At 41.6% G+C, this 16,365-nt stretch carries 13 protein-coding genes; 8 read left to right on the top strand and 5 right to left on the bottom strand.

Annotated features, from left to right (window positions below):
* Positions 1-127: 127 nt before the first annotated feature.
* Entirely contained in the window at positions 128-622 is a 495-nt protein-coding gene (gene msrB, locus ACM0OY_RS08920; RefSeq protein WP_414568509.1) for a peptide-methionine (R)-S-oxide reductase MsrB, read from the top strand.
* A gap of 80 nt (positions 623-702) precedes the next feature.
* Here msrB and ACM0OY_RS08915 read toward each other — a convergent pair whose 3' ends face one another.
* Positions 703-1,965: an NAD(P)/FAD-dependent oxidoreductase gene (locus ACM0OY_RS08915; RefSeq protein ID WP_414568508.1), complete on the bottom strand. Its 1,263-nt coding sequence runs from the start codon at positions 1,963-1,965 to the stop codon at positions 703-705.
* A gap of 259 nt (positions 1,966-2,224) precedes the next feature.
* Positions 2,225-2,824: an MBL fold metallo-hydrolase gene (locus ACM0OY_RS08910; RefSeq protein ID WP_414568507.1), complete on the bottom strand. Its 600-nt coding sequence runs from the start codon at positions 2,822-2,824 to the stop codon at positions 2,225-2,227.
* 196 nt (positions 2,825-3,020) lie between these two features.
* Here ACM0OY_RS08910 and ACM0OY_RS08905 point away from each other — a divergent pair, with 196 nt between their 5' ends.
* The 4 genes from ACM0OY_RS08905 (at position 3,021) to ACM0OY_RS08890 (ending at position 7,850) form a co-directional block, all read left to right on the top strand.
* Positions 3,021-4,202 carry a pyridoxal phosphate-dependent aminotransferase gene (locus ACM0OY_RS08905; protein WP_414568506.1) on the top strand — a complete coding sequence of 394 codons (1,182 nt, stop codon included), beginning with the start codon at positions 3,021-3,023 and terminating at the stop codon, positions 4,200-4,202.
* 264 nt (positions 4,203-4,466) lie between these two features.
* Positions 4,467-5,828, top strand: a complete 1,362-nt coding sequence (locus tag ACM0OY_RS08900) for a cystathionine beta-synthase (RefSeq protein WP_414568505.1) — start codon at positions 4,467-4,469, stop codon at positions 5,826-5,828.
* A 17-nt stretch (positions 5,829-5,845) separates the two neighbouring features.
* A complete protein-coding gene (locus ACM0OY_RS08895; protein WP_414568504.1) occupies positions 5,846-6,982 on the top strand; it encodes a cystathionine gamma-synthase in 1,137 nt (378 codons plus the stop codon).
* A 496-nt stretch (positions 6,983-7,478) separates the two neighbouring features.
* Positions 7,479-7,850: a four-helix bundle copper-binding protein gene (locus ACM0OY_RS08890; RefSeq protein ID WP_414568503.1), complete on the top strand. Its 372-nt coding sequence runs from the start codon at positions 7,479-7,481 to the stop codon at positions 7,848-7,850.
* A 159-nt stretch (positions 7,851-8,009) separates the two neighbouring features.
* Here the strand turns inward: ACM0OY_RS08890 and modB are convergent, their stop codons facing one another.
* Positions 8,010-9,809 carry a molybdate ABC transporter permease subunit gene (modB, locus tag ACM0OY_RS08885; protein WP_414568502.1) on the bottom strand — a complete coding sequence of 600 codons (1,800 nt, stop codon included), beginning with the start codon at positions 9,807-9,809 and terminating at the stop codon, positions 8,010-8,012.
* A gap of 271 nt (positions 9,810-10,080) precedes the next feature.
* On the opposite strand from modB, the gene ACM0OY_RS08880 reads away from it, so the two are divergent.
* Positions 10,081-11,181, top strand: a complete 1,101-nt coding sequence (locus tag ACM0OY_RS08880; RefSeq protein ID WP_414568501.1) for a calcium-binding protein — start codon at positions 10,081-10,083, stop codon at positions 11,179-11,181.
* A gap of 173 nt (positions 11,182-11,354) precedes the next feature.
* Here ACM0OY_RS08880 and ACM0OY_RS08875 read toward each other — a convergent pair whose 3' ends face one another.
* Positions 11,355-12,257: a methyltransferase domain-containing protein gene (locus ACM0OY_RS08875; protein WP_414568500.1), complete on the bottom strand. Its 903-nt coding sequence runs from the start codon at positions 12,255-12,257 to the stop codon at positions 11,355-11,357.
* A 373-nt stretch (positions 12,258-12,630) separates the two neighbouring features.
* On the opposite strand from ACM0OY_RS08875, the gene ACM0OY_RS08870 reads away from it, so the two are divergent.
* Together ACM0OY_RS08870 and ACM0OY_RS08865 are read left to right on the top strand one after the other, a co-directional pair.
* The gene (locus tag ACM0OY_RS08870; protein ID WP_414568499.1) at positions 12,631-14,142 is read left to right on the top strand and encodes an FAD-dependent oxidoreductase; all 1,512 of its coding nucleotides are present in this window, start codon (positions 12,631-12,633) and stop codon (positions 14,140-14,142) included.
* Between the two features lie 134 nt (positions 14,143-14,276).
* Positions 14,277-14,651 (top strand): DUF6464 family protein, encoded by a 375-nt coding sequence (locus tag ACM0OY_RS08865; RefSeq protein WP_414568498.1) that lies wholly within the window; start codon positions 14,277-14,279, stop codon positions 14,649-14,651.
* A 140-nt stretch (positions 14,652-14,791) separates the two neighbouring features.
* On the opposite strand, the gene fmt is transcribed toward ACM0OY_RS08865, so the two are convergent.
* The gene (gene fmt, locus ACM0OY_RS08860; protein ID WP_414568497.1) at positions 14,792-15,796 is read right to left on the bottom strand and encodes a methionyl-tRNA formyltransferase; all 1,005 of its coding nucleotides are present in this window, start codon (positions 15,794-15,796) and stop codon (positions 14,792-14,794) included.
* Between the last annotated feature and the right edge of the window lie 569 nt (positions 15,797-16,365).

Genomic DNA, 16,365 nt, shown 5'->3' with positions numbered 1-16,365 from the left:
TCTTAGCTAATTTTAATCAGACTATCAGGGCTAATTCACAGCGATCGCTGATTCTAGTAATTAAAGCAGGGAATACCGTACTGGAGTTGATTGACTAGTTAAGCAGAAAATAGAAAATAATAGATATATGGACAAACGGTATTTTTTACAAGGTAGTGCAGTAATAGTCGGCACAGCATTGTTATCAAGGTATATCAATTGGGGGTCAGAAGAAATGACAACTTCTAACAGTGGATTTGAAATTAGCAAACCTGAGTCGGAGTGGCAGACAATTTTAACGCCAGAACAATTTCGTGTATTGCGTAAACATGGCACTGAACGCGCTCACACCAGCCCACTCGATAAGCAATACGATGAAGGCACTTATTATTGTGCTGCGTGTGAACAACCACTGTTTACATCTGAGACCAAATTTAACAGTGGTACTGGCTGGCCTAGCTTTTTTAAACCTATTGAAGGTGCGATCGCCACTACAGTAGATAGGTCGTTGTTTATGACCAGAACTGAAGTGCATTGTAGTCGCTGTGGTGGTCATCTGGGTCATGTGTTTGACGACGGCCCAGCGCCCACAGGCCAGCGCTACTGTATGAATGGTGTGTCGCTGAAGTTTGTTCCTGCATAATTGAGATGCGATCGCAGCCAACCTAAATCATCAGCGTTAGCATATCGCGATCGCTCTTGCCTGTTCTGTAGTAAAGTGAGCTAACGTTTTTTCCCAGACAGAATTAAGCGAACTGAGCGATCGCGTGATAAATATGTGTGAAACCAAGTCAATAACACAAAAAAACGGCTGCGGTAGCCAGGAAGATATACTAAATGAACTCCTAGCCACATCAGCCAAGCCAAGCAGCCTGTAAAGGCGAATGCGCCAATTTTTCCCACACCTGAATAGCAGCCTATAATTGCTAATCTTCCTTTGTTGAAATAGCTAAAAGGCTGTGGTGATTTTCCTCGAAATTGCCGCTGAATGTTTCGGGCTACAGCAACACCCTGCTGGAGTGCTTCTGGTGCAACCCCACTTAATGCTTTACCGTTTTCTTCCACATAGGCAAGATCCCCAATGGCATAAACATTCGGTTGCTGTAGTAATTGTAGGGTGGGATGAACAAGTAACTTTCCCTTATTTCCCGAAGATACCTCCTGTGATGTTGTGGGATAATTCGCCTCTAACCCCGCAGTCCAAATGACGGTTGCAGTTGGAATTACCTCATCGTTTTGCAGATGTACAGATTCCAAAGTGACTCTAGTAACTTTGGAAAGCAGATAAACCTCAACTCCTAGCTGATGTAATCGTTTATGGGTGTAGGCTCCCAACTTTTTTGGCAGTTCAGCCAACAAGCGATCGCCAGATTGTACCAGAATCAACCTCACTTCCTGTAAAAGTGTGGAATAGTCCCGACGCAAGTGACCTCGAACCATTTCTACTAAAGCACCCGCCACCTCAACACCGGTTGCGCCACCGCCGACAATCGTAAACGTCAGCAGTTGTTGGCGTCGTGAGGAATCAGATTCTTGGATAGCTTGCTCAAAACAAGAGAAAATGTGATTGCGGATAGCTATTGCTTGTTCTAAAGTTCTCATAGAGAAAGCATATTCTGAAGCTCCAGGAACTCCCAAAAACTGGGTTCGGCTTCCAGTTGCTAGCACCAGAAAGTCATAGGTAATTACACAACTATCTGTCTCAACAGTTTGCCCTGAAAAATCAATTTGCTCAACCTCAGCCATCAAAAACTGAACTTTCGGCTCATTCCGTAACAAAGAGAATCGCCGTAAAGTCGTGCGGATTGGGTAAGCAATGTACTCTGGTTCTAATTGACCTGTAGCAACCTGATACAACAACGGTACAAAAGTGTGATAGTTATGGCGATCGATTAATAATACATCTACACCAGAATCAGCTAAAGATTGGGCAGTTTGCAACCCACTGAATCCAGCGCCAACAATGACAACGCGGCGACTGTTCATCCTTCCCCTCTTGATTTACTTAGCAAGTCAGTCAAGTTATTAACTGTCAATATATTGATGATAATGACACTAAGGTAAACTGACAGGGGAAGTACAGAAAACAACTATTCCTATAAAATTCCCGGCTTTTGTGTTGAAAAAACCGGGAATCTATGACTTTAAATTCTTACAAATTAAATGGGATTTCCATATCAACAGTTTGTAAGTTGATAGATAAATCTACAAAATTACTTTTCCAGGTGTAATTATTAGCACCCATTTATAACGTCGCCACAAGTTCCTTTAAGCGATCGCGTCCATCGCGGAACACAGGCCAACCATCCCCCACTAACACAGCTTCCACTCGACTGAGTTCTGCTAACCTCTGCACAGAAGCAATAGCCTGCTCTCTATTCAGCAGCTTGTCATTAGGTAATATCGTCAAACTACCAGCTTTACGTGCCCGTACTAAATCTCCTGTAATCAACGTCGTTTCCTCCAGTAATAGAGCCAGTTCACCTGGCGTTTTAGAACCTTGGAGTTCAATTACCTTTAGTCCAGGTACAAATTCTTCACCATCAGACAGCCAGCGATCGCAATGTATAGGAAAAGTGTCTTTTTCCGCCACAGGACCGGCTACCTTAGCATAAGTTTGATCGGCAATTTCTTTACTTGCCCTGACATGTTCAGAATTCGTCAACACAATCCAACCCACACCACCGAGGGATTGCAAATGATTCCAATCATGGTTTGATAGGGCTACTGGGTCAATCAAGATGTTGCCATCTGGGCGAATCCAGGCAATCCCATTGAAATCAATATTTCTTGCCGGATTGAAACTAGACCAGCTATAGAGATCGGGACGGTGCAAAGATTTCATGATGATTCTGGATTAGTACCTTCAATAATTGACTATTAATCTCAATAATTCAGTATATAGGGGATTGGGGCTTGTCGAAGTGTCCCCACTCCTTCCTCTCGATTGGGAATTTGAGTATACTACGATAAATCTATCGATATTATGGTTTTATAGGAGTTTACAGAAATTGTCGCATAAGAGGCAAAGGGTGAGTTAGATGCAGCGCCAAAAAATATCAGCGAAGGCAAACCAGTTTACAGAGTCGGTGATTCGAGAAATGACAAGGGTGGCACTGCAATATGGTGCGGTGAATTTAGCGCAGGGATTTCCTGATTTTCCTTGTCCGACTGAGTTGAAGCAGGCAGCCTATGAAGCAATAGAGGCGGATGTTAACCAATATGCTATCACTTGGGGCGATCGCCCATTTCGTGAAGCGATCGCCAACAAAGTCCGCTGGTATCTGGGCTTAGATATCGAGCCTGAAACCCAAATCACTGTTACATGCGGTTCTACAGAAGCGATGGCAGCTGTAATGCTGGCCACAGTCGATCCCGGTGACGAAGTGATTGTATTTGAGCCTTATTATGAAAACTACGGTCCCGATGCAATTTTAGCTGGTGCTACACCCCGCTACGTGACACTGCATCCCCCTCATTGGACATTTGATGAAACACAGTTGCGTCAAGCTTTCAACGCCAATACCAAAGCTATTATTATTAACACACCCCATAACCCCACTGGTAAAGTCTTCACCCGTGAAGAACTCACCCTAATTGCCCAACTTTGTCAAAAGTGGGATGTACTGGCCTTCACTGACGAAATCTACGAACACATTCTCTATGATGGTACTCAACATATCGCCTTAGCAACCCTTCCGGGAATGGAACAACGCACAGTTACCATTAACGGTTTATCTAAAACCTACAGCGTCACCGGATGGCGAGTTGGCTATATTTTGGCAAACCCCGAATTGACGGCAGCCATTCGTAAAGTCCATGATTTCTTAACAGTAGGTGCCCCTGCACCATTGCAACGAGCCGGAGTTGCCGCCATGCAACTACCACCATCCTATTATGAAGAATTAGCCAAACTCTATCACCAAAAGCGAGACAACATTTTACAGATTCTAGATCGAGTTGGCATTCCCTACTTTCTTCCTAAAGGAGCTTATTACGTCCTTGCAGATATTTCCAAATTTGGCTATCAAACCGATATTGAATTCACTTACCACTTAATTAAAAATATTGGTGTTGCTGTAGTTCCAGGTTCCAGCTTTTTCAGCCAACCAGAAAAAGGACATTCATTGATCCGATTCTGCTTCAGTAAAAGACCTGAGACATTACAAACAGCCAGCGACAGATTACTCAAACTACAACCCACTCTACAACCAACATCCTAACAGCCTTTTCTGAATCTTTGCGCTCTTTGCGTCCTTTGCGGTTCGTTTTAACATCCAAATTTATTAAAGACTTGTAACACTTTCTTTATTGTTAATAATAAATAGCAATTATAAGAAGTATATCTCAGTTGCAAAAATTAATTGTTTTGACGAACCGCCTTCTCTACGAGAGGCTTCCGCCAACGCGCAGCGTCTCGTAGAGAAGAACGCAAAGTACGCAAAGATAATAAACGCAAGATTTTATAACTTTTTTACAACTGCTATATGAATAATTACGACAACATTTTGCAAGCAATTGGTAGAACTCCATTAGTCAAATTAAACAAAATTCCTGAAGACATTCATTCAACGATTTATGCCAAAGTAGAATATCTTAATCCTGGCGGTAGTACCAAAGATAGAATTGCCTTAACCATGATTGAAGCCGCCGAAAAAGCAGGTCAGCTCCAACCTGGCGGTACTATTATTGAAGCCACCGCAGGCAATACTGGCGTAGGACTAGCTTTAATTGCAGCAGTGAAAAAATATCGCTGTATATTCGTCATGCCTGATAAAATGAGTCAGGATAAAATCAATTTGCTCAAAGCTTATGGTGCAGAAGTAGTTGTTACTCCCACATCTGTACCGCCTGACTCTCCAGAAAGTTATAACGGTGTAGCCGAAAGACTCGCTAAAGAAATACCTAAAGCTTATAGACCAAATCAATTTGAAAACCCAAATAATCCTTTAGCACATTACTTAACTACGGGGCCAGAAATTTGGTCAGATAGTAATGGTAAAGTTGATGTGTTTGTTGCCGGTATGGGAACAGGCGGTACAATTTCCGGAGTTGCCAAATATTTAAAAGAGCAAAATCCAAATATCATAATTGTTGGTGCAGATCCCGAAGGTTCAATTCTTTCAGGTGACACACCCAAATCTTACAAAGTTGAAGGAATCGGGGAAGACTTTATTCCCAAAACTTTTAATCGTCAAATAGTGGATGAAATGGTTCGAGTTAGCGATAAAGAGTCATTTAACATGGCTCGTCGTTTAGCACGGGAAGAAGGTTTATTAGTAGGAGGTTCATGTGGTACAGCAGTAGCCGCAGCCCTGAAGTATGCAGCCAGATTAACAGAGCCAAAGCATATTGTAGTGCTATTACCAGATACCGGAAGAAATTACATTAATAAAATTTACTCGGATGCCTGGATGCAGGAAAATGGATTTTGGGAAGGTACAACAGTCACAAGTACTAAAGTTCGAGAAATTCTTGCTCAAAAAATAGATTTTCCTTCGCTAGTTGCGGTTAGTCCGCGTGATACCTTGAGCAAAGCTACGAACTATCTGCAAAAGTTAAATATTTCTCAGTTACCAGTAATTGATAATAATCATGTAGTAGGAAGTGTCAATGAAGCCTCCTTAATGAAATTCCTTCATGATGGGATTAACTTTTCTAATCAGGAAGTTTCAGCAGTGATGGGTAAACCACTGCCAATTCTTGATGAAGAAGTTGATGTTTCGGAAGCTTATAGAGTGCTTTTATCAGGAACCACAGGGATTATTATCAAGCGCGGTGATGTTCCCGTTGGATTAATTACTAGAGCAGATTTAATCAGATATTGGATTAGTCAAACCCAAGAATAATCAAGGAAAGAACAATAATGGAATTTGAAACTAAAGCAATTCATGAAGGTCAGCAATCAGACCCTCAAACAGGTGCTGTAATTGTTCCCATTTATTTGACTTCCACCTATGAACAAGAAGCCATAGGTCAGCACAAAGGATATGAATATTCTCGCACCGGAAACCCTACCCGCAGTGCTTTAGAAGAAGCTTTAGCTTCTATTGAAAATGGTAAATTTGGTTTAGCATTTGCCTCTGGATTGGCTGCAACTACCACTGTATTAAGTCTGCTCAAAAGTGGCGATCATATTGTTGCTGGTGATGACTTATATGGGGGTACTTATCGCTTGTTAGAAAAGGTTGTTAAAAATTGGGGTGTGACAACTACCTATGTAGATATTGATAATATCGCTGATTTTGAATCTGCAATTATACCAAATACTAAGTTAATTTGGATTGAAACTCCTACCAATCCTTTGTTAAAAATTATTGATATTGCAGCCTTAGCGAATATTGCCCGTAAACACAATCTGATTTTAGTAGTTGATAATACCTTTGCTAGTCCTTATTTTCAAAGGCCGTTAGATTTGGGTGCTGATATTGTGGTTCACAGCACTACCAAATATTTAGGGGGACACAGTGATATTATTGGTGGCGCAGTTATCACATCTAATGAGCAACTATACACTGAACTAAAGTTTTATCAAAATGCGATCGGGGCAATTCCCAGTCCTTTTGATAGCTGGTTAGTACTGCGGGGAATTAAAACTCTAGCTGTGAGAATGCGAGAACATGAAAAGAACGCTTTGTTTTTGGCTAATTTTTTAGAAAAGCATTCTAAAGTTGAGCGAATTTATTATCCAGGATTACCTAGCCATGAACAACATCAACTAGCAAAAGAGCAAATGTCTGGCTTTGGGGGGATGATTAGTTTGGAATTAAGAGGTGGTTTTGCTGAGGTTGAAAGATTTGCTTCCCGACTCAAGTTATTTTTGCTAGCTGAAAGTTTGGGAGGAGTTGAATCACTGCTTTGTTATCCCACTAAAATGACCCACGGTTCTCTACCAGAAGCAGAACGACTAAAGCGAGGAATAAAGGATAATTTAGTCCGTCTTTCAGTAGGAATTGAGCATCAACAAGATTTACAAGCTGATTTAGAAAATGCCCTTTCTTGAAATTAACGAGAGAGTGAGCGTAGGGGTAAAGTGCAATGCGCTTTACCCCTACAGCGTCTATGCAGCAGTCAAGAGATTTTCATGGTGTGGTTGTGTGACTTTAAAGCATGTCTAGCTTCAAGTTAATAGAAGTTAATAAACTCTAGATTAATAAAATTTAACAAATATTTTTTTGAGGCATTTGTTAAAAAAAATGACATTATTTTCTCTGCAAATTTAACTCTAACTTTTGATCCCCAACGTCAAGCTGATTTGCTCGATAAAACCCTACTTACACATGGGAGTATCTAAGCCTTAACATATATGAATCCTTGGAAAAACAACACTAAATAACTGGAGAATTCATCTAAATTTCCGGTAATTATATCGGGATACTAGGCTTATAAATTCTGGAAAAAAAACCCATTGACTCCTTAAAAATATAGGATTACTGTTATAAGTAGTCCTGACAAGGACAGTGTTAATGCATCAATAAATCAATCAAGAGGTATTTTCTATGATGATGATGATGGCTGAAACCATGACTACAGAAATGCAAGCTTGTATGGATGCTTGTATGGACTGTCACAAAATGTGCATGGAAACCATGACTTACTGCATGAGCAAAGGTGGTAAGCAAATGGATAAAAGCATGATGAGCATGATGACCATGATGCGTGATTGTGCTGAAATGTGCATGATGTGTATGAACATGATGATGGGCGGTTCTGAATTCATGGGACGCACTTGTATGCTGTGTGCAGAAATGTGCGATCGCTGTGCCATGGCCTGTGAAATGATGAGCGATGACGCCAAAATGATGGAATGTGCTGCTGCTTGTCGCAAATGTGCAGAATCTTGCAGATCTATGCACATGATGCCCGCATAATTTTCCCGATTTTCCCGCTTCGCAGAAGTTTCTCTGCAACCTAATATTCAAGCGCTCAGACTCTTTGGGTCTGGGCGCTTGAAGTAAAAACTCCTTGGCGGGATGTATTAAAATCAGCGATGGTATCTATTGCCTGTTTCCTACTCTATATCTATGCGTTCACTCCATCAAAATCAAACGCAAAGGATCTAAACACACATACCAAGGAAAAGGTTGGTCTTTCATCGTCACCCATTTTTCTTTAAAGACTTCAGCTTGTAAATGGTAATCTTGAGAATTATTAGCAGCAGAATGTAATTTCAGAAATAATGTCATTCGATGGGGTGTTTCACTCGTCCGTGCTAGCCAACAGGGGAAAGTATTTTCACAGGATGAGTCGTTGGTAAAAAGAATTTGATGGGCACGAATGCCGATGTGAGACAATTCGGTGTTCATTGCTTCCACGACTTGGAGAGTACAACCCCAATCAGTTGCTTCCACTTGTTGCAGTGACTGAAGAATAATCCGGGAAAAGTTCTTGCACCCAGTGATTTGAGCAACACCCACAGTAGTGGGACGCTCGAAAATATCATATTTGCTACCATGATGCACGGCTCGACCATGCTCCAATACCAAGAGATTGGGGCAAAGCCGATAAGCTTCTTCCATATTATGGGTGACAAATAAAGTTACGCCTTGGTAGTCAGCAAGAGTTTCTGTCATTTGCTGCTCCAATTGACTACGCAGATGGGTATCAAGGGCTGAAAAAGGTTCATCCAAAAGCAATGCTTCCGGTTGGCTTGCCAATGCTCTTGCTAATGCTACCCGTTGTTGTTGACCTCCTGAAAGTTGATGTGGATAACGATCGCCTAATCCCTGCAACTGCATATTTAATAATAGTTCTTCTACCTGTACTCTAATACTCCCTGCCGACAATCCTTTGGGCAAACCAAAAGCGATGTTTTGCGCCACACTCATGTGCGGAAACAGAGCATAATTCTGCACCAAAAAACCAATGCGGCGATCGCGACTAGGTACATTAATTCCTTTTTCGGAGTCAAACAATACTCTGCCATTTAAAACTATCCGCCCTCTTGTGGGCGTTTCTATCCCCGCAATGCTACGTAAAATCATGCTCTTACCTGCCCCCGAACCTCCCAATAACCCCAAAGGCTGCTCATTACTGGTGAAAGCCACTTTTAAATGAAAGCTAGGAAGTATTTTTTCAATCTCTACAAACAATCCACGCGACTCAAAACTAGAGTCCAGCCTATAAAAAATTTCTCCCCCTGCCCCCTGCTCCCTGCCCCCTGCCCTCTTGTTCTCCCTAAATTCCTGCCAGAAGTTAACCCCAATAATTCCAGATAGAGAAATCACCATAATAGCGATCGCCCAAAACCAAGCTTCGTCCATTGCTCCGGCTTCCACAGCAAAATAAATTGCCATTGGGATTGTCTGCGTTTGTCCGGGAATGTTACCAGCCAGCATTAATGTCGCGCCGAATTCTCCCAAAGCACGGGCAAAAGCCAGAGTTGTGGCAGCCAAAATACCAGGTAGTGCTAGGGGTAAACTAATACGCCAAAAGATTGTCCTTTCCGTTGCACCAAGGGTTCTAGCTACTCGCAGCAGATTGCTATCTATTTGTTCAAAGGCTCCCAGCGCAGTTTTATACATTAATGGGAAAGAAACAACTGTAGCGGCGATCGCTGCACCATACCAAGTAAAGACGATGCTGAAGTCAAAAGTCTGCATTAATTTCCCTACAGGGCCATTTTTGCCAAAAAATAGCAGCAACAAAAAACCAACAACTGTCGGCGGTAAAATTAGAGGAGCAATAAAGATACCCTCAATCAAAGATTTCGCTTTGCCACGATATCCCAGCATCCAGTAGGCAGCAGCAATGCCCAAAAAGAAAGTAATAAATGTAGCAAGTAATGAAGTTTTGAGTGATATCCAAAGCGGCGATAAATCCAATGGCATAGTTGCGTAGGGAAAAATTAGCTCAACTAATCCCTAATTTACCAACTTTAGTTGCAAAAAGTTGGTATAAGTTGGTAAATTACATGACAAACGATTAAGGAAATCGAATAAATCCGAAACAGAGAATATTCATATTGGAGAATATGTCAGGACTAAAATATATCTTCTTTTATGGCGTCTAGAGTGGAGCTTTTGCCTCCTGTCTAGACAACTAAAAAAATATGACATTACATCATCAGTCCTGAGAAAAATTCTAAGAGGACATTAATTTATGGCTATCAACGGCACTTCTGGTAATGACAACCTCAACGGTACTGAATCTGCTGACATCTCCATTTTTGGCTATGGAGGTAACGATGTTATTAATGGCAGAGGTGGAGATGACATTATCGATGCTGGAGAAGGAGATGATTTAGTTAACGGTGGCAACGGTAAGGACACTATCCTGGGCCGCGGAGGCAAAGATATTCTCTACGGAGACGCTGGCAATGATGTGATTTTCGGTGAAGCAGGGGATGACTTTATATGGGGTGGAGCCGGCACTGATATTTTACTTGGAGGCACAGGTAATGATAGGTATCTTATTTCTGCATCGACAGGAGATACAGCTGACACCATTACTGAAGATAGTAACCAAGGCACTGACACAGTTCTATCCTATGTCAGCTACACTCTAGGGGCAAACCTAGAGAATTTGACATTACTGTACGCGAATACTGCTTTCTATGGTGGCGGTAACAGCCTCAACAATAAAATTACAGGAAATGATTACTCAAACTATCTGAATGGTTTCGGAGGAAACGATTACATTGAAGGTAAGGGCGGGAACGATTCTATCTTCGGTGATGATGGCATTGACAACCTTATCGGTGGGGCTGGTAATGACTCGCTTTATGGTGGGAATGGCGGTGATGTACTCTTCGGTGATGAAATCACCAATGGTAGCGGCACTCCGGCGGGTAATGACAACCTGAGTGGTGGTAATGGTAACGATCTGCTCTACGGTGGACGGGGAAATGACACCCTCGTTGGTGGGGCAAACGATGATTTCCTTAGTGGCTACGGTGGCACTACTGGCGAAATCGACAGGTATACTGGCGGTACTGGGGCGGATAAATTCAGCCTTGGTTACAACGGTTCTTTTACCAACATTGACTATTTGGGTAGTGGATATGCCATTATCACAGACTTCAAACGGTTGGAAGGCGACAAGATTAGAGTTGGCGGTAGTCTCAATAGCTACACTCTCCAAAAAAACTCGAATTTCAGTGGTGGCGCAGCTTTAGATACCCTTATCTACAGAAATGGCGATCTAATTGCTGTCGTGCAAGATACTACAAACGTATCTACCGCTTTAGACTTTATTGCCTAATTATTGTTGAGTTTGCTTTTGTAGCCTATGGGATGTGGCTAGGCAGTCCTAAACCATTCATCAAAAGTTAGATCCCCGACTTCTGACCAGAAATCGGGGATATTGGCGATCGCTAATTTTCCCAAATCAGATAGAATTGCAACACAGCAACTACTTACACAATAATTTCTGAATTAGTCCAGTTTCGTGCTGTAGGCGCTAAAACCATAAGCCAAAGTTTCTTTTAAACTAGCTGGCGGTCTGAGACTTTGATTAATAGCTTTAGCAAACGGTACCCGAATTCCTTTAATAGTTTCTGGCAAAATTGCATATTCTTCTGTTGGTTCAACAATATACTCTGGACATTTCGTTTTCATCCCAGAATTTGCCAACATTTCCTGTATTTCAGGAGATGAATATTGCTTAAGATAAACTGGATTTCTCACAAATGGGTTCAACTTTCTCACAAAATTATGGATGATATGAGAAGGGCAAGACTTATTGTGAAACGAATGATTAAAAACAAAAATCCCACCAGGTTTGAGTACGCGAGATATATCAGCCAATAAATTTCTTAATTGTGCATCTGGAATATGCATAAAAACGCAATTAGAAATTACTAAATCTATAGAATTATCTGCTAAAGGCAATGTTTCAGCAGAATTGCAAATTATATTAAACTCAGCTTCTGGGAAAAAATTGTACTCTTGTTTAACCCTGATTAAGCGCCGCAATAAAGTTTCAGAAATATCAATACCATAATATTTTTCACATCTCAAGTTTTTAGCTTTAGAGAGATGTAAAGGTGCGCGACCATAACCGCAACCAATCTCCAGAACTGAATCAACAGATTTATTCAATGGGAATTTATTCCAAGTACCTCCAGGTGTACCAGTTAGCAGAGTGTAATCTTGTTTGATGGGTGATTCATTTGCAACTGTTTCAATTTTTTGGGAACCATAGTATGTTTTACCGATTTTATCCCAGGTTTTTTTGTGTTCAGTACTGTTCAACTGCTTATAGTCAGCAGGAAAATAAATGCCATCTCGTAATTCATAGTCATCCAGACTGAATTTTACATTTGCTAATTGAGTCATTAGGATTATTCCCCATAAATAATTAAATCTGTTTTCTGTTATACTCTTAACTCAGCATTAACCGCAAGGAGTTTTTACTCAACAACTTCCCCTAATAAAATTTCAGATTTTGCGGAAAGTTCGGAGTTAAGCTTGCGGCAATTCATTAGCGCAGCGTAAAGCCTTCTCTTCTCTACGAGACTCATAGACGCACAGACGCAAAGGTAAGAGTCTTAAACAGTCCATTTTTAAATTGCATACTTCAATTCAGCAACAGCAAAATATCTCTTCCCAGTCCTCAGTCCTCAGTCCCCAGTCCCTATTTTTCATTCTGTAGTCCTACGGAGGAGCTACGCTATCATTAGTTCTTGGACTGGAAGAATCGGAGGCTACGATGGTAGAAGGGTCACAACAAAAACGGGTGGTAGTTGTTGGTGCAGGTTGGGCGGGTTTAGGAGCAACCTACCATTTGGCAAAACAAGGCTATGATGTGACACTTCTAGAAGCAGGTTCTTATCCCGGCGGACTGGTAGCAGGTTGGCAAACAGCCGCAGGAAAATCTGTAGAAGCCGGCATTCATGGCTTTTGGTATCCTTACAGAAATATTTTTTCCCTCATTAATGAATTAGGAATTAATCCTTTTACTACTTGGACTCGTTCTTCCCAATATTCGCCTGTGGGGTTGGAAGTTGAATCACCAATTTTTCAAGACTTACCACGACTCCCCGCGCCTCTGGGAACTTTTCTCTACACTCAGTTTAAACGGTTGCCACTAATTGACCGTCTCAGCGCTCTACCTTTACTTTATGCTGTTGTTGATTTTGATAATTCTGATGCAGCTTGGCGGCGCTATGATTTTCTGACTGCCCGTGAATTGTTCAAAGATTTTAATGTTTCTTTCCGACTTTATCGCGAGGCTTTTGAACCAATGTTATTGGTGGGTTTGTTTGCCCCAGGCGAACAATGTTCAGCCGCCGCAACTTTAGGGATGCTTTACTATTTTATTTTGGCTCATCAACCGGATTTTGATGTGGTTTGGTGTCGGGGAACTGTAGGAGAAAAAATATTTCGTCCTTGGGTGGAACGTATTGAAAAAGCTGGTGCGCGAATATTACCAAAACGGCGAGTCACAGACTTAATTGTTGATAGTAATTATCGAGCTAAGAGTGTGGTTTGCGGTGATGAAGTTTTTGATGCTGATGCTGTGATTTTTGCAGTTGGAATCACAGGCATGAAGAAAATTGTTTCAACTAGTCCGAGTTTACAAAGTCGTGAAGAATTTCGGAATTTGAGCAATTTAGGAGCAATTGATGTTTTAGCAACGCGCTTATGGTTCGATCGCAAAATTGATATTCCTCGTCCTTCTAATGCCTGCTTTGGATTCGATGCAACTACAGGTTGGACATTTTTTGATTTGAATGCCCTACATGATGAATATCGCAATGAACCAGGAACAGTGATTGAAGCTGATTTTTATCACGCAAATCAATTTCTGAGTTTGAGTGATGAAGAGATTTTACCAATAGTTCAACGTTATTTAGCAACTTGCGTACCAGAATTTTGCAAGGCAAAGCTAGTTGATAGCAGTGTAATTCGGCTACCTCAGGCGGTGACTCACTTCGCACCTGGTAGCTACCGTCATATGTTACCAGCAAAGACCAGCTTTGAGAATGTGTTTATGAGTGGAGATTGGATTGTTAACCGTCATGGTTCCTGGTCTCAAGAAAAGGCTTACGTCACTGGTTTAGAGGCGGCGAATTTGGCGGTGTCTTATTTGGGAGCAGGTCAGCCATCTGAGATTTTACCTGTAGAAGCGGATGAAGGGCATATACAATTGGCGCGATCGCTCAACCAAACAGTACGCGATTTCAGCAAATCTATTCTGCCTGAATTTTGGTTACCGTAGTTTTTAGGGATGCATAGCTGTGCATCCCTACATCTGGCAAATGTCGTGAGTTATTAATTGTAATCTAAATTCGGTAAGCTAAAGAAAGTTATTGCGATAACATCCTTATAATGTAAATCAAATCACATAAGCTTATGGAGCCAGACTCTTTACAAACCGAGGTTATTCTCACGCATCCGCGTGAGTCCCTCGGTAGAGTGCAACTTGATTGGACACCCCAACCTGGAAACTATCTCGATTTTGAAGGTAAAACCTACGCTGTTCTAGAACGCCGTCATCGATATCAACTAAAAGCTGGACGCTACCGCTTACATAATATTGCCATTTACGTCCAGTCTGCAAAACGACCATCTGAGAAAAGTTTGGTAGAAGGACGTTGGGTAATTGGCGATGCCAGCTGCTGCTACAATGCTCACTCAGAAATCATTCGTTGTGCAGTCAACCCAGATGGCCCTTGCGAATCTTGCCGCTTTTATGAAAACTTAGGAGTTAAGAGTGCTGAGTGCTGAGTCAGGAGTTAGGAGTTAAGAGTTATTCTCCCCACACTCTCCATCTCCCTCATCTCCCGGTCGGTGAGCGTACCCCTGCGGGGAAGCAAGCTACGCGTAGCGTCTCGCAGAGAAGCCGAACCGCATCTCCCTGATCCCCCTCAACTCCCTATACCAAATACTTCCCCCACAGTTAACCGACTACCATTAACAAAATCCCATCCGGACTGGGGACGTTTACCAGCTAGCTGAACCTCTCGCAACAGCAACAAACCTTCCCCAGTTTGGACAATTGCCCCAACTCCTTTGGCAATACTCACCACTACTCCCGGTCTATCTGAGATATTTGACAAATCAGACAATTTATGTATTAATTCTTGTAACTCTGGTGGTAGCTGGCGATCGCCCTCTGTCCTAAGGGGAACAGAAGCGGTGATTTTTAGCGGGTTGTCACGAAAGGTAGCTGTGCAATTAGGGTAAAAACCTCTAATTTGATTGTGTAATTCGATAGCGCTTTTTGACCAATCCAAACCATAATCTTGTTTTTGAATCAAAGGTGCATAAGTCGCTGCTAAATTATCTTGGGGTATTGGTTGAATTTCTTTACTTTCCAACTTCAACAAAGTTTCCACTAACAAATCCCCACCAATTGCAGCCAGTCTTTGGGCTAAATCTTGAGCATTATCCAGTAATGCAATGGGTGTAGTAGCTATTTGTAGCATTGCCCCGGTATCCATGCCTGCATCCATTAACATGCTGGTGATCCCCGTTTGCGTTTCACCGTTATATAAACACCATTGAATCGGCGCTGCACCACGATATTTGGGCAAAATCGAGCCATGCACATTAATGCAGCCCAACTTTGGTATATTGAGGATTTTTGAGGACAAAATCTGTCCATAGGCAACAACAACAAACGCATCTGCGTCTGATTGTTTGAGTAAATTCAAAGTTTCGGTGTCTTTTTTCACCCGTTCTGGTTGCCATACTGGTAAATTGTGAGCAGTGGCGATCGCTTTTACAGGTGAAGGAGTCAGTTTATTTCCACGTTCCCTGCGTTTATCTGGTTGGGTAACAACCGCTAACACCTCAAATTTAGAATTATTTAATAACTTTTCTAAAGTTGGAACAGCAAACTGGGGAGTACCAAAAAATACAATTTTCATTAGCCATTAATCATTGGTCAGTAGTCACTAGTTAATAGTAAGTGCGCCCCTGATAACTGACAACTTTTAAGTTAGATATTTATAGTTTGGTTGTTTGGTGGTAAAATGTTATCGTATTTGTTGAAACTATAGACTGTTTGATTAACTTAACTACATTAAGTTAGCAACAATATAAAGTTCGTATCAACTGCATCTCCCTCTAGTTATCCTCAACGGTATGTGTCCTTACGAAGTAGCTAGAGCATCTACCCAGTAGATATTGTTGTTGTGCTGATGATTTTGCAAAATTTCAGCATTTAGCGCAATTGCTTTTGCAACAGAGCATTGCATTTAAAGTGTTTCTATACTTTAGATTGCAATTTCTAAATTAGGGTTGCTGGCAACAATATTTTCTGAGTATTATGTATTATGTGTCCGCTTTCCCAGCTCTTGACGTAACGCCTCACGTTTACCATTACCGAGGTTTGCACTGATATAGTGTGTAAACTGCTTTATTTGATGTGTGTTAGCGATTGGCTAGCATGATTTTCAACAGGGCGGTTTAGCTGGTTTTAGTTTGCACTATACAC

This window comes from Nostoc sp. CCY 9925, assembly GCF_963920935.1.
In the GTDB taxonomy this organism is placed as follows: Bacteria; Cyanobacteriota; Cyanobacteriia; order Cyanobacteriales; family Nostocaceae; genus Nostoc.
The sequence above is the reverse complement of the archived record's forward strand: the minus strand, read 5'-3'. Positions and strand labels throughout refer to the sequence as shown.

Excerpts from the sequence above, each read along its gene's own strand:
- msrB (WP_414568509.1), top strand. The coding sequence starts at position 128 with ATGGACAAACGGTATTTTTTACAAGGTAGTGCAGTAATAGTCGGCACA.
- ACM0OY_RS08915 (WP_414568508.1), bottom strand. The coding sequence starts at position 1,965 with ATGAACAGTCGCCGCGTTGTCATTGTTGGCGCTGGATTCAGTGGGTTG.
- ACM0OY_RS08910 (WP_414568507.1), bottom strand. The coding sequence starts at position 2,824 with ATGAAATCTTTGCACCGTCCCGATCTCTATAGCTGGTCTAGTTTCAAT.
- ACM0OY_RS08905 (WP_414568506.1), top strand. The coding sequence starts at position 3,021 with ATGCAGCGCCAAAAAATATCAGCGAAGGCAAACCAGTTTACAGAGTCG.
- ACM0OY_RS08900 (WP_414568505.1), top strand. The coding sequence starts at position 4,467 with ATGAATAATTACGACAACATTTTGCAAGCAATTGGTAGAACTCCATTA.
- ACM0OY_RS08895 (WP_414568504.1), top strand. The coding sequence starts at position 5,846 with ATGGAATTTGAAACTAAAGCAATTCATGAAGGTCAGCAATCAGACCCT.
- ACM0OY_RS08890 (WP_414568503.1), top strand. The coding sequence starts at position 7,479 with ATGATGATGATGATGGCTGAAACCATGACTACAGAAATGCAAGCTTGT.
- modB (WP_414568502.1), bottom strand. The coding sequence starts at position 9,809 with ATGCCATTGGATTTATCGCCGCTTTGGATATCACTCAAAACTTCATTA.
- ACM0OY_RS08880 (WP_414568501.1), top strand. The coding sequence starts at position 10,081 with ATGGCTATCAACGGCACTTCTGGTAATGACAACCTCAACGGTACTGAA.
- ACM0OY_RS08875 (WP_414568500.1), bottom strand. The coding sequence starts at position 12,257 with ATGACTCAATTAGCAAATGTAAAATTCAGTCTGGATGACTATGAATTA.
- ACM0OY_RS08870 (WP_414568499.1), top strand. The coding sequence starts at position 12,631 with ATGGTAGAAGGGTCACAACAAAAACGGGTGGTAGTTGTTGGTGCAGGT.
- ACM0OY_RS08865 (WP_414568498.1), top strand. The coding sequence starts at position 14,277 with ATGGAGCCAGACTCTTTACAAACCGAGGTTATTCTCACGCATCCGCGT.
- fmt (WP_414568497.1), bottom strand. The coding sequence starts at position 15,796 with ATGAAAATTGTATTTTTTGGTACTCCCCAGTTTGCTGTTCCAACTTTA.